This is a genomic window from Neobacillus terrisolis (genome assembly GCF_051233475.1).
Lineage (GTDB): Bacteria > Bacillota > Bacilli > Bacillales > Cytobacillaceae > Bacillus_BU.
In genome coordinates this window covers 265,384-285,246 of sequence record NZ_JBKFGH010000002.1, presented here as the reverse complement: position 1 = coordinate 285,246, position 19,863 = coordinate 265,384, and the positions used below count along the sequence as shown (strand labels likewise).

The 19,863-nt window shown below is 39.1% G+C and carries 19 protein-coding genes; 14 read left to right on the top strand and 5 right to left on the bottom strand.

The window, feature by feature from the left end:
* The first annotated feature begins 70 nt into the window (after positions 1–70).
* Positions 71–445: a DoxX family protein gene (locus ACI48O_RS01765; RefSeq protein WP_435559978.1), complete on the top strand. Its 375-nt coding sequence runs from the start codon at positions 71–73 to the stop codon at positions 443–445.
* Positions 446–523: 78 nt separating this feature from the next.
* On the opposite strand, the gene ACI48O_RS01760 is transcribed toward ACI48O_RS01765, so the two are convergent.
* On the bottom strand, positions 524–1,471 hold the full coding sequence (locus ACI48O_RS01760) for an ABC transporter substrate-binding protein (protein ID WP_435559977.1): 948 nt from the start codon (positions 1,469–1,471) through the stop codon (positions 524–526).
* 222 nt (positions 1,472–1,693) lie between these two features.
* Between ACI48O_RS01760 and ACI48O_RS01755 the strand changes: the two genes are divergently transcribed.
* The 3 genes from ACI48O_RS01755 to ACI48O_RS01745 are packed head-to-tail and all read left to right on the top strand — an operon-like array spanning position 1,694 to position 4,539.
* Positions 1,694–2,731 (top strand): FecCD family ABC transporter permease, encoded by a 1,038-nt coding sequence (locus ACI48O_RS01755; RefSeq protein ID WP_435559976.1) that lies wholly within the window; start codon positions 1,694–1,696, stop codon positions 2,729–2,731.
* Positions 2,728–3,738: a FecCD family ABC transporter permease gene (locus tag ACI48O_RS01750; RefSeq protein ID WP_435560023.1), complete on the top strand. Its 1,011-nt coding sequence runs from the start codon at positions 2,728–2,730 to the stop codon at positions 3,736–3,738. The genes ACI48O_RS01755 and ACI48O_RS01750 overlap by 4 nt, the downstream gene beginning before the upstream one ends.
* Before the next feature lie 15 nt (positions 3,739–3,753).
* Positions 3,754–4,539, top strand: coding sequence for an ABC transporter ATP-binding protein (locus ACI48O_RS01745; RefSeq protein ID WP_435559975.1), 786 nt, complete (start codon positions 3,754–3,756; stop codon positions 4,537–4,539).
* Between the two features lie 96 nt (positions 4,540–4,635).
* On the opposite strand, the gene ACI48O_RS01740 is transcribed toward ACI48O_RS01745, so the two are convergent.
* Both ACI48O_RS01740 and trhA read right to left on the bottom strand, forming a co-directional pair.
* Complete coding sequence (locus tag ACI48O_RS01740) at positions 4,636–5,775, bottom strand: MGDG synthase family glycosyltransferase (RefSeq protein ID WP_435559974.1); 1,140 nt, start codon at positions 5,773–5,775, stop codon at positions 4,636–4,638.
* 701 nt (positions 5,776–6,476) lie between these two features.
* Positions 6,477–7,124: a PAQR family membrane homeostasis protein TrhA gene (gene trhA / locus ACI48O_RS01735; RefSeq protein ID WP_435559973.1), complete on the bottom strand. Its 648-nt coding sequence runs from the start codon at positions 7,122–7,124 to the stop codon at positions 6,477–6,479.
* Positions 7,125–7,268: 144 nt separating this feature from the next.
* Between trhA and ACI48O_RS01730 the strand changes: the two genes are divergently transcribed.
* Positions 7,269–7,835, top strand: coding sequence for a DUF1836 domain-containing protein (locus ACI48O_RS01730; protein ID WP_435559972.1), 567 nt, complete (start codon positions 7,269–7,271; stop codon positions 7,833–7,835).
* A gap of 126 nt (positions 7,836–7,961) precedes the next feature.
* Here the strand turns inward: ACI48O_RS01730 and ACI48O_RS01725 are convergent, their stop codons facing one another.
* Positions 7,962–8,348 carry a YuzC family spore coat inner layer protein gene (locus ACI48O_RS01725; protein ID WP_435559971.1) on the bottom strand — a complete coding sequence of 129 codons (387 nt, stop codon included), beginning with the start codon at positions 8,346–8,348 and terminating at the stop codon, positions 7,962–7,964.
* A 275-nt stretch (positions 8,349–8,623) separates the two neighbouring features.
* Here ACI48O_RS01725 and ACI48O_RS01720 point away from each other — a divergent pair, with 275 nt between their 5' ends.
* The 7 genes from ACI48O_RS01720 to ACI48O_RS01690 all read left to right on the top strand — a co-directional run bounded on the left by ACI48O_RS01720 (position 8,624) and on the right by ACI48O_RS01690 (position 14,909).
* On the top strand, positions 8,624–9,988 hold the full coding sequence (locus ACI48O_RS01720) for a rhodanese-like domain-containing protein (protein ID WP_435559970.1): 1,365 nt from the start codon (positions 8,624–8,626) through the stop codon (positions 9,986–9,988).
* 84 nt (positions 9,989–10,072) lie between these two features.
* Positions 10,073–10,552: a hypothetical protein gene (locus ACI48O_RS01715; protein ID WP_435559969.1), complete on the top strand. Its 480-nt coding sequence runs from the start codon at positions 10,073–10,075 to the stop codon at positions 10,550–10,552.
* Positions 10,540–11,070 carry an acyl-CoA thioesterase gene (locus ACI48O_RS01710; RefSeq protein ID WP_435559968.1) on the top strand — a complete coding sequence of 177 codons (531 nt, stop codon included), beginning with the start codon at positions 10,540–10,542 and terminating at the stop codon, positions 11,068–11,070. Before ACI48O_RS01715 ends, ACI48O_RS01710 begins: the two co-directional genes overlap by 13 nt.
* 177 nt (positions 11,071–11,247) lie before the next feature.
* On the top strand, positions 11,248–11,874 hold the full coding sequence (locus tag ACI48O_RS01705; RefSeq protein WP_435559967.1) for a YhbD family protein: 627 nt from the start codon (positions 11,248–11,250) through the stop codon (positions 11,872–11,874).
* Positions 11,875–11,886: 12 nt separating this feature from the next.
* Complete coding sequence (locus ACI48O_RS01700; RefSeq protein ID WP_435559966.1) at positions 11,887–12,606, top strand: polymer-forming cytoskeletal protein; 720 nt, start codon at positions 11,887–11,889, stop codon at positions 12,604–12,606.
* Positions 12,607–12,628: 22 nt separating this feature from the next.
* The gene (locus ACI48O_RS01695; protein ID WP_435559965.1) at positions 12,629–13,339 is read left to right on the top strand and encodes a cytoplasmic protein; all 711 of its coding nucleotides are present in this window, start codon (positions 12,629–12,631) and stop codon (positions 13,337–13,339) included.
* Positions 13,340–13,346: 7 nt separating this feature from the next.
* Positions 13,347–14,909, top strand: coding sequence for an MDR family MFS transporter (locus ACI48O_RS01690; RefSeq protein ID WP_435559964.1), 1,563 nt, complete (start codon positions 13,347–13,349; stop codon positions 14,907–14,909).
* Between the two features lie 147 nt (positions 14,910–15,056).
* Here the strand turns inward: ACI48O_RS01690 and ACI48O_RS01685 are convergent, their stop codons facing one another.
* Entirely contained in the window at positions 15,057–17,213 is a 2,157-nt protein-coding gene (locus tag ACI48O_RS01685; protein WP_435559963.1) for an MMPL family transporter, read from the bottom strand.
* Positions 17,214–17,434: 221 nt separating this feature from the next.
* Between ACI48O_RS01685 and ACI48O_RS01680 the strand changes: the two genes are divergently transcribed.
* Both ACI48O_RS01680 and ACI48O_RS01675 read left to right on the top strand, forming a co-directional pair.
* Complete coding sequence (locus tag ACI48O_RS01680) at positions 17,435–18,079, top strand: LytTR family DNA-binding domain-containing protein (protein WP_435559962.1); 645 nt, start codon at positions 17,435–17,437, stop codon at positions 18,077–18,079.
* Positions 18,080–18,234: 155 nt separating this feature from the next.
* A complete protein-coding gene (locus ACI48O_RS01675) occupies positions 18,235–19,749 on the top strand; it encodes an acetyl-CoA hydrolase/transferase family protein (protein WP_435559961.1) in 1,515 nt (504 codons plus the stop codon).
* Positions 19,750–19,863 lie beyond the last annotated feature (114 nt).

Sequence of the window (19,863 nt, the reverse complement as noted above, 5' to 3'; positions counted from 1 at the left end):
GGAATATTAGACAAAGAGCCGAATATATTCATACTGTAAGTCATAACCTTTCAGGAAGGGTGATTGCTGTATGGATTGGCTTTGGCTAATTGGTCGTGCAGTGTTTGGTCTTTATTTCACTTTTGCCGGACTAAATCATTTTCTTCAATTCAAAGGTATGAAGCAGTATGCATCTTATAAGGGGCTTCCTGCTGCTGGGCTGTCAGTTATTGTTACGGGTTTGATGCTTTTGGCTGGGGGATTAAGTATTCTTACCGCATACTGGGTTGAGTGGGGACTTTATTTATTAGTTGTATTCCTTGTTGTTTCTGCATTTACCATGCATAATTTCTGGAGCGTCGAAGATCAGACGGCAAAGGCAGGAGAGAAAAATCAATTCTTGAAAAACATTGCGTTAGCAGCCGCAGCGCTCATGTTATTATCCATCACCAATTGGACTTGGTAGAAATAAAGAGGTCCTGACATTGTTAAAATGTCAGGACCTTTTCTGCGTTAAAGCAGCGGGGGAAAGTCCCCCAGTGCGTTACTTCGTTAATGCGGTGGTGATTAGGTCGATGGTGCGTTCATTGGCGATTAGACCGTTAATGTTCCAATTGCTTGGGTCTTTCATTTCATAAACATTTCCAGCTTTTACAGCTGTAAGTCCTTGGTAGATCGTGCTTTGTTTTAATTTTTCAAGCCCTGGTTCAGTTGCCTTGCTGGCAAGGAAAAGATGGTTTGCATCAAGATCCGCTAATGATTCTAACGAAATAGGCTGCCAAGCGGCACCTTCAGCTTTTGGTAAGGCTTGAATCATTTTTGGCTGTGCTACTCCTAAATCATCATAAAGTACTTTTGCAGCAAAGCGGCCATTTTCTAAAAGGTAATATTGCTCACCGATCACCCAAATAATTGCCGCTGATTCATCTCCAATTGCTGCATTAATGTCAGATGAGGCTTGTTTTACTTTTTTATCGTATTCTGCTAATTTTGTCTTCGCGATATCTTCTTTTCCAACTAATTGTCCCATTACTTGAAGTTGTTTTCTCCAATCAGCCCCAACTTCATCTTTATAAACGTAAACAGGAGCAATCTTTTTGTATTCTTCATATTGTCCATTTTGGATTGCTGCCGCAGAGCCAAATACAATTAAGTCTGGGTTTGCTTCAATTGTTTGTTCTAATGGTAAATCCCAGCCAATCGTTGGAACATCTTTTAAATCTTCTTGTAAATAATCAAGGACAGTTGTTCCAATCGACCATTGTGCAGCAGGTTTAATACCGAGAGCGACAAGTGCATCTTCTGAATAAGGAGCAACAATGCGTTTAACGTCAGCAGGGATGGTTACTTTCCCCATAGCATCCGTTACCGTTACCTCTTTTGCTGCAGTTTTTTCTTCCTCTTTATTTGCATTATCGTTTCCACATGCCGTTAAAAATAAAGCAAACAGAATTCCAACAATAACAGTTAAATATTTATTTCGAAAAGTCATGATGAGGGTGCCTCCTAAAGGTTATAATTAATTCATCTAACGAAAATGATAATCATTATCACTATTGTAGTCAACTATTTCTATGAAAAAATATTGTCAAATTATCGACACTATATATAGTGAAAACACCTTGAAACATTCGGTTGTTACTTTTATACTCAAAATACAATGAAAATCATTCTCATTATATTGGTAAGGTTTTTTTAGAAAGGTTGATTATCGGTGGGTAAAAATCCTATCCAGCAAGAGGTTACACCATCAGGGCGTGGTGCCCGAACCGGGTTGATTTTAATAATCGGAGTCATCTTATTAATAGGTGCACTGGCTGCATCACTTATATATGGATCGACTGTTTTGAAAATAACGACTGTTTGGCAGGCCTTGTTTGAATTTAACGCAGAAGCTACCCAACATCAAATTGTTAATGAGATTCGTTTGCCGCGCGCGTTGACGGCAGCAATGGTGGGTGCCTTTCTCTCCCTTTCAGGAGCCATTATGCAGGCGGTTACTCGGAATCCGCTCGCTGAACCTTCTCTGCTTGGGGTATCCTATGGAGCAGCACTTGCGTTAGTGGTAACTTTAGTGTTTTTTCCAGGACTGACTTCGACTGGCTCGGTCATCGTTTCGATGATGGGGGCTGGATTAGCGGTTCTTTTAGTATTCTCTTTAGCGGCTATTTCTAAGGGTGGAAATGCACCAGTTAAATTAGCCTTAGCCGGTGTAGCAATTGGAATGTTTTTAAGTTCGCTGACCTCTGTTATTGCAATGCATTTTGATGTAGCCAAGGAGTTAAGCTTTTGGTATGCAGGCGGGTTAGGCGGTGCTGATTGGGCAGGAGTTAAAATGCTTGCCATTGTAGCTCTTGTTTCGATTCCGCTCGTTTTCATATTGGCTCGTCCGTTAACCTTATTAAATCTTGGTGTAGAGGTGACGAAAGGGTTAGGAATAAACATCCGCTTAATAAATGCGTTAAGTGTAATGACGGTGCTGTTATTAACAGGGAGTTCCGTTGCAATCTCCGGAACGGTTTCTTTTATTGGACTGGTTGTGCCTCACATTACAAGAATGATGGTTGGCCCGGATTATCGGTACTTGCTGCCTGTTTCCGCAGTACTGGGCAGTTTATTGCTTGTTTTGGCGGATGTTGGAGCGAGAATGATTAATCCTCCATATGAAACCCCGATTGGTGTCATTACTGCCGCTATTGGAGTTCCGTTTTTTCTATATTTGGTAAGAAGTGAAAGGAGTAGATTGGTATAGACAGCCAGCGTAGTAAATTCAAGTGGACAACCATTGTCCTGCTGTCGCTCCTTTTGCTTGCCTGTTTGGTTAGCTTGAATCTAGGGGTTGTTTCGATTTCACCGAACGAAGTGTTTCAAACCTTTATTGGGAGCGGCTCGGCAAAACTAGAATTAATTTTATTTCAAATTCGTCTCCCTGCGATCGTGTTGGCTATTTTAATAGGTGCAGGAATGGCCATTTCCGGAACGATTTTGCAGAGTATTACCCGAAATGAGTTGGCTGATCCCGGTATTCTTGGCATTAACGCCGGTTCGGGACTGGCTGTTGTCATTTATATTACTGTATTTCAGACTGCAACCGGTGGGCTAACGGCTCTTCATGCCTATATGTTGCCGTTGTTTGCGTTTTTGGGTGCTATCTTAACTGGTGGATTAATTATGGTGCTGTCCTGGAAACGGGGGATCCATTCCATTAGGTTGATTTTAGTAGGAATTGGAGTAAATGCAGGTTTGGGCGGCTTATTAATTGCATTGCAGTTAAGGCTTGATCCAATTGATTTTGTTAAGGCACTTGTCTGGTTATCGGGCGATCTTTGGGCAACCCAATGGCAATATATTTGGGCGCTTTTGCCATGGTTCCTTATCTTAATTCCGTATATTCTTTATAAAGCTCATATATTAAATGTGATGAATTTAGGAAGTCCTGTTGCAACGGCTCTCGGCATTAGTGCGAATCGTGAGCGGATTATTCTCCTGTTATTAGCCGTGGCCTTAGCGGGTCTTGGGGTGGCAGGCGGTGGAGGAATCGCCTTTCTAGGATTGATCTCCCCTCATATAGCCCGTCGTCTAGTTGGACCTAGACATCAACTGCTGGTACCAACAGCGGCCCTGGTCGGTTCCCTCATCTTGGTATTGGCCGATACGATCGGCAAGAATTTATTATCTCCAACTGAGATACCGGCAGGACTTGTCGTAGCTATTGTAAGTGTACCGTATTTTCTATATTTATTGATGAGAACGAAGTGAGGAGGGTGATGTGGAATGACAACTTTGATAGCGGAAAAATTAACGATTGGCTATGAAGAACGGACGATCGTCAAAGAGTTAAATCTAGAATTTGCAGCTGGGAAGATTACCTCCATCCTTGGTCCAAACGGTTGTGGGAAATCAACGATTTTGAAGACGGTCGCTCGGCTCCATCCAGCAACATCTGGTGTGGTTTACTTAGACGGGAAAATGATTCATGAAACGCCAACAAAGGAAATTGCCAAGAAACTGGCGATTTTACCTCAATCACCAGAAGCCCCTGGTGGGTTATCGGTATATGAATTAATTTCTTACGGACGAACTCCCTATCAATCCGGGTTTTCGCGCTTAAACAAGCATGATCGGGAAATGATTGATTGGGCGCTGGAGGTTACAGGTTTAGCAGAATTGAAGTATCAAGCAGTGGATACGCTATCTGGGGGGCAGAGACAGCGTGCTTGGATTGCGATGGCCATTGCTCAAGAAACGGATTTGCTGTTGTTGGACGAGCCAACAACTTACCTTGATTTGGCCCATCAATTAGAGGTTTTGCAGCTGCTCGAAGACTTAAATAAGCAGGACGGCAGAACCATTATTATGGTTATTCACGATTTAAACCATGCTTCAAGGTTTTCGCATCAGTTGGTGGCCCTTAAGCAAGGAAAGATTGTTAAGCAAGGTGAAGCCGATCAAGTGATGACTGCTGAAGTCATTAAACAAGTATTTAATATTGATACCACCATCGTCACTGACCCGCGGACCGGTAAACCGGCGATGATTTCGTATGACTTAATAAAGTGAGCATTAATTAAATAGTATAGGTGGCGGTTGGCTCGTGCTCGTGTTCGTGCTCGTGCGTCACCACATTAAAGCAGCGGGGGACAGTCCCCCGCTGCTTTAGTGCGTTGCAATGCGGGAGCTGTTACAAGGGGTTTGAAGTTGTTTAATCGCGTGTTCAGTGATGATCGATGCTGAGTGATCGGGGCTGATTTTAGCAGTGCCATCTCTTAGTGACGCGGATAATTCTTTACTTCGAGTTAGGTTATGGACAAGCTCAAATGTTTCTTTTGGAGAGTTTGAAACAAGTCCGGCTTCAATTTCTGTAAAATACTTGGCATTATCGACTTCATTTTCTAAAGCCGGATTAAATAGAATCAATGGTGTTTTTAAAGCAGCAGCCTCGGTTAAATGTACTCCGTTTGGTTTTGTAATGATACAGCTCGAAACAGCGAACAGTTCGTGAACGTCATCAACATGGTCAAACACTCGGAAATTATCAGGAAACCGTATAGCCAGTGGAAGGAGTCTTTCATACAGAGTTTCATTCTTTCCACAAATAGCGACAATCTGATGGGAAGGATTTTGCAATAAAAGACTGCATACATCCTTTGCTTGCTTGAGCAGACGACTTCCTCCGGCAAGCAGCGTAATAATTTTTTTATGGGGGGATATCAGGTATTTTTGAAAAATAAATGTTTTATCCACCGCTTTTTTAAATTGAGAACGAATCGGAACGCCGCTCACTGTAATGGTTGCCTTGTTAATTTTATGCTCCATTAATATTTTTTTTACGCGAAAAGAACTTACAAAATAATGGTCAAAGGTTCGATTGAGCCACTGCGAGTTAACACAATACTCGGTAATCACTGCATAGGTTGGTATTGAAAAGCTGCTGCCCCTTAGGTTCAATCCTTCTGGAATATGAGGGGTTGTTGAAATAATAAAAATGGGCCTATAAATAGCAATCAAATTCATCAGCCTTTTCCGCAGCAAATAACCGGAAAAATGATCCAGACCTTTCAAATTCAGTTTATTCGTTCCATAATAAAGCCACTTGTAAAAGGTGGGTCCTGTTAAAGGACTATTTTTCAATGAAACGTAAGATGATGTAGAAGGTGTTGAACAAATGTCCTCTACTATATTAAAAATTATTGGATTAAACCCTTTGCGCTGAAGATCATCGGCAATAACTTTAGCTGCAGGGTAGATACCATGCCCATGTTCTTCGGAAATTATTAATACGGAAGGACGTTCCAAGTGAAAGCCCCCTAAACGTTTTTTTTCAGAATAACATGAGTATTTTAATACGGTGTTAAAGGGATAATAGGATTTCGTAAAGTTAGCATAAAAAAGAAGCCTGTTTTGTTCTAACGGGTTCCGTTTCCTATCGCAAAACGTCAATTTGCACAGGAAAATGCAAACCAAATTGTCATCCTTTTTGCACTATAAAATGTCGTTTTTGTGTAGGTATGAGAATTCATAAGCGGAAAATTTCCGCCTAATGTATATAAAGTAGGCTAAAGAAGCGTATTTAAGCGGAGAATTTCCGGTTAACTGCTTTAAATAGGACAAAATTCAATGATTTGGACCATATAAGCGGAAAAACTCCGCTTATTATTCGGGAAATAGGGGTATTTCCCAATTTAAACGGAATTTTTCCGCTTATTTTTCGTTTCCAGTCAAGTCGATACTTAGTTACAACAGAGCCTGAACTTAATCTTTCTGTATACCAATTTGCAAGTAAATTGTAATGTATTTTGCTATGGTACACTGGCTATTGTACCCCCACATTTTAATATACAAATTGCCTAAAGATTCTCCCGAAATAATTTTCGAGATCCTATTATATCAACAAAATAGACCTCCAAATTATCATACAATTTGAAGGTCATTTTGTATTTCATATTTTATGTTTGCGATAGTTAATGGAACCCGTTAGTTTTGTTCAGGCTCCTTTTCTAGAGGACAAATAAATATATGGAAAGAAAGTGGGCAAGGGTACCCAGCATGATGAAAATATGGAATATTTCGTGGAATCCCATGAATTTAGATTGAAGGAATTTTGGTTTCGTTGCATAAATGACTCCGCCAATCGTATAGAATACTCCTCCAAGGATTAATAGTAGCAACCCGGCGGTAGCGATGCTTCCTGCAAGAGGAGAAATGACAAAGACAATCATCCAACCCATAATCAGATAAAGTGCAGTGGATAACCATCTTGGGCAATGGAACCATATCATTTTAAACACTACCCCGAGAACCGCCGCACTTGCAATTATTGCGAACAAAATCCAACCTGTTACCCCATTTAAGGTGATTAAGCAAAACGGAGTGTAGGTTCCAGCGATTAAGATAAAAATCATCGAGTGATCAAGACGTCTTAGGAAGGCGATAACCTTATCCTTGGCAATAACCATATGATATGTAGCTGATGCTGAATAAAGAAGGATCATACTAATACCAAAAATCGTGACTGCGGTAATTGCAAGTGGTGAACCTGTTTTCAGTGAGGCTTTAATAATTAAAGCCAACAATGCTACAAATGAAAAAATTGCCCCAGCTAAATGAGTAAGACCATTAATCGGCTCCCGAATATAAGTATTCATGAATTAAATCCTCCTTTTATCTCAACACGTAGTTTTTAATACTACATAAAATAATATACCTATTATAGGATGTAGTCAACGGTTAGTTTATGCTAAAATGAAACTATTAATGATTTTTAAAAAATAAGAAATAGAGGTACTTATATGGAGAACCTTAATGAGCTGGTTGAAAATTTGGGCCTTGAAAGAAAAATTGAATTGGAGGATATTCCTAATATTGATCTATATATGGATCAAGTCATCCAGTTCTTTGAAAATACATACAGCAGTACAAAGCGCAATAAAGATGACAAAATCTTAACGAAAACAATGATTAATAATTATGCAAAAGGAAAACTACTTTTTCCAATCAAAAATAAAAAGTATTCTAAAGAACATATCATCTTAATCGGTTTAATTTACCAATTAAAAGGTGCTTTATCTATAAATGATATTAAGCTGACGCTTGATGGAATTAACGAAAAAATTCTCAAAGAGGAAATAGAGCTAGGGGAATTTTATCAAAGCTATTTGAATCTTTTCGATCATAATGTAGGGAATATTAGAGATTCATTGCTGGTGCGGGCTGAGGAGGTAAAAGAAGAGATGAATCGTCTTGAAGATAAAGGTGACGATTATCTTGAAAAAGTTTTACTGATTTTATCATTAGTGAACATCAGCAATATGTACCGACGTGTAGCGGAAAAACTGGTAGATGAACTCGGGGAATAACCTAAGTTGATCCAAACAAGAGCCAAAAGCCAAAAGCCTTTCATTCCCCATAACAATAACGCATTACAGTGCTGGGGGACAGTCCCCCAGCACTGTAATGCGTTATTGTGGTTGAGGGCAGTGTTTTTATTGATTACCCCATTTTAGTGATACGGTCAGGGAGCAGCAGCTGTTAAAGTTATTAGGCTCTGGGGGCGTTTGCAGAGTGAACTTAATAGCAGATGGGGTATACTGTGTCGTTACGGGTACTCTTAAACCGATTGATTTAATTAACTTTTCGACTTCAGCCTGCTTACCTTGTTGGGCTGCAGTCATCATTTTTGTTTCAAACGAAGCCTCTCCTAGCTTGGCTAACAATATACTGCCTTGTTCCATCAGAATGCGAAATTTTTGAACGGAACTTGAGAACGTTTTTGTATCCACGGGTGGATAGGTTCTGGGGTAGGGATAATGATAATATCCGTGAAAGTAGCCAGGTACTGTAGGGTGGTTGTATGGGTAATTGTACATCATCATAGATCTCCTTTCAGAATAAACGAAAGCATTATAGAATATGGGGTTTGGGATAATTTGGTTCATGGAAAGGGATGAAAAGGTGCCAGTCCTTCGCTGCTTATGTTATTCAAGCAACGGGGGACTGGCACCTGTTTTATTCAAGACTAATATTTCCTATTCAAAAAATAGATAATTACTAATCTATCATATAGATAATATGAATTTATTTAAGAAAGTTATTTTACTATAATGAAAATAGAGATGTTTTTAAACATAATTTAGGGGGAAACACGTTGAGGATTATTAAAAGTAGTCTGCTGTTTTTTTTACTAAGCTGTATTTTAGTTTTGTCTGCTTGCACAAGCAATGAGAAGGCGAGTAAAAATGATGAGACGAATCAACAAAGCGAAACAAAAGTTGAAAAGATAAGTACTGATGAGCTTCAAAAGAATATCGATAAAGAGGACTGGATCCTTGTTGATACAAGAGCAAATGACGCTTTTAACGGATGGCCAATGGATGGAGTTGAAAGAGGAGGCCATATAGAAGGCGCTGTAGATTTTTCTGCAGCTTGGCTTAAAGCAGATCAAGAAAAATTGGATGAAAAACTACTGCAAATTTTGAAAAATAAAGAAATAACGAAGGACAAACACGTTGTCCTTTATGATGCCAACGGAAAAGATACTGTAGAAGTAGCAGGATTTTTAAAGGAAAACGGCTTTAAAAATATTTATCAATATGATGTGAAAGAATGGGCAGCAAATAGCGATTTAGCAATGGAAAGCTATCCAAATTATGAAATGCTTGTTCCGGTATCTTGGGTGAAAGATGTAATCGAAAAGGACAATGAAGGAAAACCATTTAAAATTTTTGAAGCAAGCTGGGGAGAAGAAGCAAAGGATTATAAAAAGGGCCATATTCCTGGAGCTGTCCATATTAATACGGACGAAGTTGAAGAAGGGCCAGTTTGGAATCGCTTAAAGGATAAAGATTTAGAACAGTTTGCTTTGAAAAATGGGATTACAACGGATACAACGGTCATTTTATATGGCAGCGACTCAATGCCTGCATTCCGGGTAGCTGTAATCTTGAAATATATGGGTGTAAAAGACGTTAGAGTCGTAAATGGCGGATATACTGCATGGTCTGGTGCAAAATATGACGTTGAAACGAAAGTGAATTCAAAACAAGCTGTTGATTCTTTTGGCGCTGTGGTACCAGTTAACCCAGATTATATTATCGATTTACCAGAAGCAAAGGAAATTCTTGCTGATAAAAATAAGACTAGTACTCTTGTAGATATTAGAAGCTGGGATGAATTTATCGGTAAAACTTCAGGCTATGATTATATTGATGCAAAAGGTCGCCCTGCTGGTGCTATTTGGGGACATGCAGGCTCTGATAATAGTAATCTTGAAGATTTTAGAAATGTAGATAACACCATGCGCAATGGGTTAGAAATTACCGAAATGTGGAAACAAGACGGGATAGATGTTGATAATAAGCTTGCTTTCTATTGTGGAACAGGCTGGAGGGCAGCTGAAGTGTTGTTCTATGCAGATGTAATTGGTTTGAAAAATGTAACCTTATATGATGGCGGATGGAATGAGTGGAGTATGGACTCTTCCAATCCTACAGAAACTGGCAAGCCTAATTAACGAAAGATCAATATAATAGAAAGAGAAAGGCAATATGAGTTTTTTGTATTGCCTTTTTCTATTTGTATGAGGGGAATGGTTAATGTGGTAAAAAATACAAAAGTATTTTTTGTTCATTTTGTACTGGCTATTGCTCAATTTTTCAGTATACTATTTGTAATCGTGTTGGAGTATCTTTCAACAGAAAAAATGGGCGTAGCAAGGTATTTGGTGTATAAAAAGCAAGTGTTTGATACGACGATCTTTGCTCCAATGTATGTAAATCTCTATTATTTCTTTTTTGTGGCTGGAGGTTTAATTTGTTTATTTTTACTATTGAACAAAGATAAAAGAGTGGGGAAAATAATATCCATTGTAGTTGCTATAATAGCTAATATAATAGGGGTTATTTTTTTACAATCTATGAATGAGCTAAATGCATACCACTTTTTCTTAATTGGGATTATGATTGTAATAGTAATTGAATATAGCAGGTTGTTATTCATTTACTTTATAAAAAGAAAATTGTCATCTAGGTTAACTAATATTTACCATGAAAAGAGGAAAGACAAATGGAAAAGGTAACAAAAAAATATTGTAAAGAATCTCTTGTTATTAAAACAAGTCGTGTATTCCCGATTGATACGAATAATCATAACACTCTATATGGCGGCAAGCTCATGTTCTATATTGACGACGTAGCTTCTATTTCTGCGGCAAGACATTCGCGTGCTGATACGGTCACTGCCTCTACAGACTCTGTTGATTTCTTAACACCAATTCGCACGCAGGATTCGGTTTGTTTAGAATCATACGTAACTTCCGTTGGCAAATCGTCTATGGAGGTATTTGTGAAAGTTGTAGCAGAGGATTTAAAAACAGGGGAACGCCGCTTGGCCGCTACTTCCTTCCTTACTTTTGTCGCACTTGATGGGAACGGAAAGCCCGTGCGTGTTCCTGAAGTTGTACCGGAGACAGAAGAAGAAAAGATGTTGTTTAATACAGCTAAGCAAAGAATCGCATTGCGGAAAGAACGTCGCAAGCATAGCGAAGAGTTTGCCAAAGATTTAAGTGTAAGACCTTTATATCAAATAAGAGATTAACGATTCGGGAGTTCGGGGGTAAAGTGAAATCCATCCCCAATGCAGAGCTTTACCACATTACAGTGCCGGGGGACAGTCCCCCGGCACTGTAATGCGTTAAAAGGGTGTTTCTTTTTTTAGGCTTTACAACGTAACAGTGTTATGTTACGCTTTGTTTCATAGAAAGGGGCCGTTCTTATGGATAATGAGCTTATTTCAAAAAAAGATTTATTAGATTTAACTGGGATTTCTTATGGGCAGTTGTATAGGTGGAAGCGGAAGGACCTTATTCCAGAGGAATGGTTCATTCGTAAATCGACCTTTACCGGCCAGGAAACATTCTTTCCAAAGGAAAAGATTTTAGAACGAATTGAAAAAATCCAAACGATGAAAGATCATCTCTCATTAGATGAACTAGCGGATATGTTGTCACCTTCTGCTATAGAATTTCATTTGACAAAAGAAGTGCTATTAAAACGTAACATTGTTTCGGATGGTGTGGTTAGTTTTTACCAGGAGCAGATGGGCGAAGTACAGGAATTTTCTTTTGAAAATATTCTTCATTTATTTATTTTAGAAAATCTTCTTCAATCCGGTGAAATAAACTTAGAAGAAGGTAAGATGTTGCTTCAACTGTTAGTAGATTACAGTGGTGAAAGGACTAAACAAAAAGAAAATGAATTGATTCTCTTTCGTAAATTTGGTATATCGTCATGTTTATTAGTAACGAGTGTTGAAGCAATTCAGTTTGAAAAGGGAACAAAAGTGGTAGTGCGATTATCACTTAATACTTGTATTGAGGAATTAAAAACGAAGCTAATGTAAGGGGGCTAAAACATGAGTTCTTTGAGTCTGGGTAACTTAATCATTAATGGTGTGGGAACTTCTAATGGCGGGATTTTTGATTCGGCCCTAATTAGTGGAAGAGGGACTGTGAACGGGGCATTGGATTGTAAATACTTAAAATGCAATGGAACTGGTACAGTTAATGGTGATGTAAAAAGTGATAAAACGAAAATTAGTGGAAGTGCAAAGATATTTGGGAACGTCGCTTGTGAGGATCTGTTTATAGAGGGGAAAGCAGTAATTAGCGGAGACACTAAGGTTAATAAGCTAATTGTAAGGGGAAAGGGCTATTTTGAAGGCCATGTAAAAGGTGAGAACTTAAAAGTAAGAGGCAGTTTCTTCGTTGGCGGGGACTGTGAAGCCGAATCCTTTCATTCAGAAGGGAATTTTAATGTTGGCGGCCTATTATCTGCAGAGAAAGTGGAAATCCATATCGGTGGTGAGTGCAGAGCAGTTGAAATTGGTGGCGAGAGAATTCGGGTCAAACAGAAACCTAATTTTTTACGTGATCTTTTTAAAATAGTTTTTCCAATAAGATTAGAAACGGACGTAATTGAAGGAGATCACATAGAACTAGAAAACACAAAGGCAAAAGTGGTCCGTGGGAATCATATAATCATAGGTGAGAACTGTGAAATTGACTTAGTGGAATTTAAGGAATCGTTTCGAGTAGAGAAGAATGGAAAGGTAAAGGAACACCATCAAATATAAATTAAGAAAGGGGGCAGTGAAGATGGGAGAAAACCACAATCTTATTATTAATGGCTCTGGGAGTTATGGCGGAGGTACTTATGAAAAAATCAAAATCAGAGGAGACGGGACGATTACATCTGATTTTGATTGTAATGTTTTTAAAGCCTATGGCTCAAGTAATATTTTAAAAAACGGAAATGCCAAACGATTTGATGTTCTAGGGGAAACAGAAATTTGCGGAGATTTAAATGCAGCTGAATTGAAAATTTTAGGGACTGCTTCTGTTGGTGGGACCGCAACGATCAAAAGGATGAAAGTATGGGGAACCCTTGATATTGGTACTAGAATATCAGGAGAGGATGCCAATATTAAAGGGAGTTTGTCGGTGAACGGAGACGCAGAGTTTGAAAATTTCTACTCAACTGGGGCGTTTGAAATTAAGGGGTTGTTAAACGCTGAAACGATCAAGATTTTTCCTCGATACGGCTCAAGCAGCGCGGAAGAAATTGGTGGAGAGAAGATTATTGTAAAAAGAAAGTCAACTTTGTTTTCTTTATTTTCTGGTGAGGGCATTTTGGAGGCTGGTGTTATTGAGGGGGATGAGGTTTACCTGGAAAATACAACGGCTAATATAGTAAGAGGAAAAAGAATTTCGATTGGTCCAGGATGTGAAATTGGGGTCGTGGAATATAATGAGGAATTATCGGTGGATCCTAACGCTTTAGTTAAGGAAAACCGTAAAATGTGTTAATTAGGGGATGGTGGAGAAATTGACAATGGAAAAACAGAAGTTAGGTTGGGTTGTTGCTGCGTTAATGCTTGGGATTCTAATGGCATCAATGGACAATACGATTGTTGTTACCGCGATGGGGACGATTGTGGGGGAGTTAGGCGGTCTGGAAAGCTTTGTTTGGGTAGTGTCCGCTTATATGGTTGCTGAAATGGCGGGTATGCCGATTTTTGGAAAGCTGTCAGATATGTATGGCAGAAAACGATTTTTTATATTTGGTTTAATTCTTTTTATGGCGGGATCTGCTCTTTGTGGCACCGCTGAAACTATTACACAGCTCAGCATATACCGAGCGATTCAAGGAATTGGCGGAGGGGCTCTTGTTCCGATTGCTTTTACGATTGTTTTTGATATTTTCCCGCTTGAGAAAAGAGGGAAAATGGGCGGACTTTTCGGAGCGGTGTTTGGATTATCAAGTATATTTGGTCCATTGCTTGGAGCTTACATAACGGATCATTTAAGCTGGCAATGGGTGTTTTATATTAATATGCCGCTTGGTGTGCTTGCCCTGTTATTCATTGTTCTATTTTATAAAGAGTCTCCAGTCCATCAAAAGCAGCGGATTGATTGGTGGGGAGCTGGTCTGTTGGTCGGAGCAGTGGTCTGCCTGATGTTTGCCCTTGAGCTAGGCGGGCAAAAGTATGATTGGGATTCGATTGTTATTTTAGGGTTATTTTCGGGGTTTGCAGTATTTTTAGTTCTTTTTCTATATGCGGAAACAAAGGCTCCAGACCCAATCATTTCGTTTAAAATGTTTTCCAATCGCTTATTTGCGGGTAGTGCACTTGTTGCTCTGTTTTATGGTGCAGCGTTTATGTCCGCTACTGTATATATTCCAATTTTTGTGCAAGGAGTTTATGGCGGAACAGCAACAAACTCTGGGTTGGTCCTACTGCCGATGATGGTGGGTTCTGTCGTGACTGCACAGTTAGGCGGGTTTTTGACTACGAAAATGAGTTACCGAAACATTATGTTTCTATCAGGTGTTATTTTAATTCTAGGATTTATTTTATTAAGTACTGTGAATCCGGACACTAGCAGAGGAATACTAACGGTTTATATGATGATAGTCGGATTTGGTGTCGGCTTTTCATTTTCTGTTTTGGGGATGTCGGCGATTCATCATTTTGACATAACCCAAAGAGGGTCGGCATCTTCCACTAGCAACTTCATTCGCTCGTTAGGGATGACCATTGGGATCACGGTGTTTGGGATGATCCAACGGAATGATTTTTCAAACCAACTTGAATCAGCTTTTGCTGGTATGGGAGCGGGGAAAATGCCCGTCGCAGGAAGCGGGAATGGAGATGCGAACGCGATATTATCCGAAGGGGTAAGAGGGCAAATTCCTCCTGAAATTTTATCTAAAATCATAAACGCACTTTCGGATTCCATTGTTCATACGTTTATGTGGGCTTTAGTTCCATCCGTTATGGCATTTCTATTTGTGTTTTTGATGGGGAACGAGCGGTTAATGATAACCAAGAGACCAAAACCAAAGACTCGTAATGTGGAAGTGAATCAGCATTAATTAACAGGGATGTAGTAAGTACGTGCGATCTTGTACTGTAAAGCTTTACCGCACTGGGGGACTGTCCCCCGGTACGGTAAAGGGGTAAAGGAAGGGTGACTTCTTGCTACTGCTTTTTGCAGTGGCTACAAGTCACCCTTTTTGTTTTTATTTTTCAGTTAGTTTCTGTTTCATACCGAACAGCCACCAGTTCCAATCGCCGAACAGCTTCATTAAGGATGGAACCAGAACCATCCTGATAATAGTAGCATCGATGAAAATCGCAAGTGCAATCCCAACACCCATTTGTTTAACCGGGGTTACTCCGGTAAACGCAAAGGCACCCGTTACAACAATCATAATGGCCGCTGCAGATGTAATGATTTTACTAGTCGATATCAATCCTACTAACGTAGCTCGATGGTTATCTTTCGTTTCTAAGTAAATCTCATGAATCCGAGAAATCAAAAATACTTCATAGTCCATGGAAAGGCCAAATACTAAGCTAAACACAAACACAGGCAGCATTAAGGTAATACTAACCGGATCGATTCCAAGATGCCCTTCTTGAAAGATCCAGACAACAATGCCAAATGTGGCGCTTAAGCTTAAGATATTCATAATGATTGCTTTGATCGGGATAAGTAAGGATCGGAACGCAATCATTAAAATAAGAAAAGTAGACACAAGAATCAAAGCCAAGCCTTTTGGGGTTTGCTTGAAGATCTCATCAAAAATCTCCTGTTCAAATTTGATGCTTCCGCCATAATAGGCTTTAACTCCAAGGTCTTTGTCCATCCATTTTCTTACCCATTCCCGTTTTTCTCCGGTGGAGAGACTATCCTTTAAGTAGACATTAACGAGCATTTTATTTCCTGAAATGAATTGAGTTGCCAGTGGCGCTAGAGGGCTATTTGGTTGAGATAAGCCCATTACAAACTGGTTCACATCTGAAATTCCGGATAAAGAGAAAACAGACTCAACTAATTCAACATCCTTGTTGTCCTTTATTTTTTCAAGAGCAACTTGGGCTTTTTTCAGGTTATTGGGTTCATCGAGCATGTTGTCATCTGTTTCAATAATTAAAGCTACTTTATTTTCGTTGCTCTTCTCTTTTTTAATAAATACATCCTCGTAGGTATCGTAAGCCAATCTAGCCTCATAAGTAGGTGGCAAAGCGTCAATTCCTGGGACGGTAACGTTCATATTTTTCACCGGAATTAGGGCGGTGATTAAAATGAAAAGCGCCAATCCTGCCATAATCACAGGTCGTTTCATCACAAGATGGGCAAATTTACTCCATATTCCCTGGTTATCACTTTTAAGCTTTAATACTTTAAGGGAATGGATTCGCCGGCCCAATAATGCAAGTAATGCTGGTAAAAACGTAATGGCTGAGAGTGCCGCGACAAATACGACTGTCATTCCTCCAAGTGCGACGTTTCGGAAGATATCAATCTCGATAAACATTAAGCCGAGCAACCCGATAAATACACAGGAAGCGGAGAAAATAATTGAACGCCCAGCAGTGGCTACCGTTGTTATGACAGCTTCTTCAACAGAGGAACGGTCAATCTCTTCTTTAAAACGGTTGATAAATAGCAAAGCGAAATCGATGCTTAAGGCAAGCCCAATCATTGGAACAATATTTAAAATAAAAATCGTCAGGTCAAACGAATAACTAAAGAAGTAGACAATTCCCATCGTGATGGTTATCGATAAGATTCCAACAATAATGGGAATACTCGCTGCAACTAAACTTCCAAACGCTAACACAAGTACGATAAGAGCGATGGGTAAGCCAATCATTTCGGCTTTAGCTAAATCTTCTTGGCTTGCTTGGTTTAGATCCTTTACAATCACCGGTTCACCTGTAATTAATACCTTCATTCCATCCTTATCTTTAAGGACCGAACGAAGCTTGTTGATGGTTTCGCCTAAGCTTCCAGATTCCTTTTCAAAGGTTAAAACTCCGTAGGCGTGGTTTTCTTTGCTCATACCTTGTTGTTCAAAAGGAGACACTACGCTTTCAACAGCTGGAATATCACCGGCCTTTTTCAATGAATCAGTGATAAATTTCTCCCAGTCTGCCTTGTTTACGTTCTTCTCTTTTTCAAATAAAACAATGATGGATGATTTTGGTTGCGCAAAATCATCGTCGAGAATTTGCCGGGTTTGTTTGTACTCGCCATTAAACTCAAATCCGTTCCCGCTTAGGACAGATGGAAGCTTAGTGGCATAAATTCCAAAAACAGCAATAATCGCAATCCAAATAATAATAACTGTCTTTTTAAAACGATACATTAATTTTCCGAACTTATTCATAGAGAAACCAACCTCCCTAAAACACTTCCACCTACCATTATGATGTTTCAAACTTCATTTGTTAAGTCATAACATAACAAACTGCAACGCATTAAAGCAATGGGGGACTGTCCCCCATTGCTTTAATGTGAGTTAGTGGTTGAGTGCTAATTATGGAAAGTTATGTCGAAAATGTGTAAAATTATACTAGATTATTAAACTATTTTTGAAAGGTGTTGCAGATGGAGAAATTAACGGCAGTTGCACTTTTAGATGTTATTGGTGAGTTATTTTCAGATGAAACCTCTATTGCCGTTTCAAACACCACAGACTATATCTACTATCGACCGAGTAAACGGATTGATTTAAAAATATGCCCCGGTGATCCCGTAAGAGAGGGAACCATCACCTACAAAGCATTAACTTCTCAACAAAAAGTTTCAGAATTTATTAATCGTGAAATATTTGGAGTTCCTTATTATGGAATGGCAGTTCCATTCTTTCATGAAGGAAAACTCGAGGGTTGTGTGACAGCCGTTTTTCCAGCCCTAAACGATGGAAAATCATTTGTGACGGTTAGAATCCATGAAGGCTGGATCCCGATTCCGTTTTCACAAGTCGTTTATTTAGAGGCTAAAGATCGCAAAACCCATGTGTTCACAGAACAACTTTCTGGTACTCATAAGTACTCATTACAAGAGTTTGAATATTTTTTACCGAAGGAATCGTTTATTCGTTGTCACCGCTCCTTCATTGTTAACGTTAATCACATTAAAGAAATATTTCCTGATACTCATTCGACCTTTGTTTTAAAAATGAGTAATGGAGATCGCATCCCAGTGAGTCAGTCTTATTCGAGCTATTTTAGAAAACTCCTAGTATTCTGATTTAGAAAATTACTAGTATTCTGAAAAATACTTCTGTTTTGTGTCGAAATTTAAGCGTTTTGTCACAAAATTGTCTAATTTCGTCCAAAAATCCCTATCTGTTGTAATACATCCAGTAAAATATCTTTAAAGATGTATAATAGGGGGATGGTATCGTGGAAAACAATTTAAGCCGTATTAAAGATGTTCGTTTACATGATAAGATCGTTACTGCTGAAGAAGCAGCTTCTTGGATTAAAGACGGTATGTCATTAGGATTAAGTGGATTTACAAAATCAGGAGATGCTACTGCAGTTCCTTTAGCATTAGTAAAGCGTGCGGAAGCAGGCGAAGAATTTAAAGTAAATGTTTATACCGGTGCTTCTTTAGCCGAGACAGATCAAATCATGGCTGAAGCTGGAATCATCAACAAACGTTTACCATTCCAAGCGGATGCTGTAATGAGAAAATCTATTAATAAAGCTGAAATGTTATACACTGATAATCATTTATCACATGTAGCTGAATTGGTAAGACAAGGTTGCATCGATGAAATCGATTACGCTATTTTGGATGCGGTTGCAATTCTTGAAGACGGGACAATTATTCCATCAACTTCTGTTGGAAACAATGTTGTTTTTGCCGAGTTTGCTAAAAAAGTGATTGTAGAATTAAACCTAGCTCACCCAGAGTCTTTAATCGGTGTTCATGATTGCTATTTACCTGCAAAGCAAGGGGAGCGCGGACCGATTCCTCTTACTAAAGTAGACGATCGCATTGGTGAAATTGGTATTAAAGTTGAGCCGGAAAAAATCGCTGGAATCGTTATTAAAAACCAAACTGAAACTCCATCAGCAATTGTTCCTCCAGATGAAGAAACAGTTGTTATGGCTAATCATCTGTTAGATTTCCTTCGTGAAGAAATCAAAGCTGGCCGCCTAACTAATAAATTAGCTCCACTTCAATCAGGTGTTGGTTCAATTGCAAACGCTGTCTTCCACGGTTTTGGAGATTCAGAATTTACTGATTTGGAAGTGTACTCTGAAGTACTTCAGGATTCAGTATTCGACTTAATGGATAAAGATAAAATTAAGTTTGCTTCTGGCTGTTCATTTACACTATCCGAAGGACGAATCTCATCACTTTACACTGATTTTGATAAATATCGCGATAAAATTATTTTACGCCCACAAGAAATTTCGAACCATCCGGAGCTTATCCGTCGTATGGGTCTAATTTCTATTAATACTGCTCTTGAAATTGATATTTACGGAAACGTAAACTCAACACATGTAATGGGTACAAACATGATGAACGGAATCGGCGGATCTGGAGATTTTGCTCGTAACGCTCGTCTTGGTATCTTCGTTACAAAATCAATCGCAAAAGGCGGAAAAATTTCTAGCATCGTACCTTTCGTGTCTCACGTTGACCACACTGAACATGATGTTGACGTTATTGTTACGGAACAAGGTTATGCTGATTTACGCGGTAAAGCTCCAAGAGAGCGCGTAGAGCTAATCATTGAAAATTGTGTACATCCAACGTACCGTGACCAATTAAGAGCATACTATAATGAAGCGCTTGAAAGAGGCGGACAAACTCCGCATGTGTTAGAGAAAGCTTTTTCATGGCATACAAACTTTAAAGAAACAGGAACAATGCTTCAACCAGTACATGAACTAGTTTAATAAACCTAAACGGTGCCTGATCCCAATGCGATAAACCCGCTTGGATTCAGACACCGTTTTTTCAATGCTTAAAAAAAGTTCCAGCCACCACTAAAGGAGGCTGGAATTATTAAA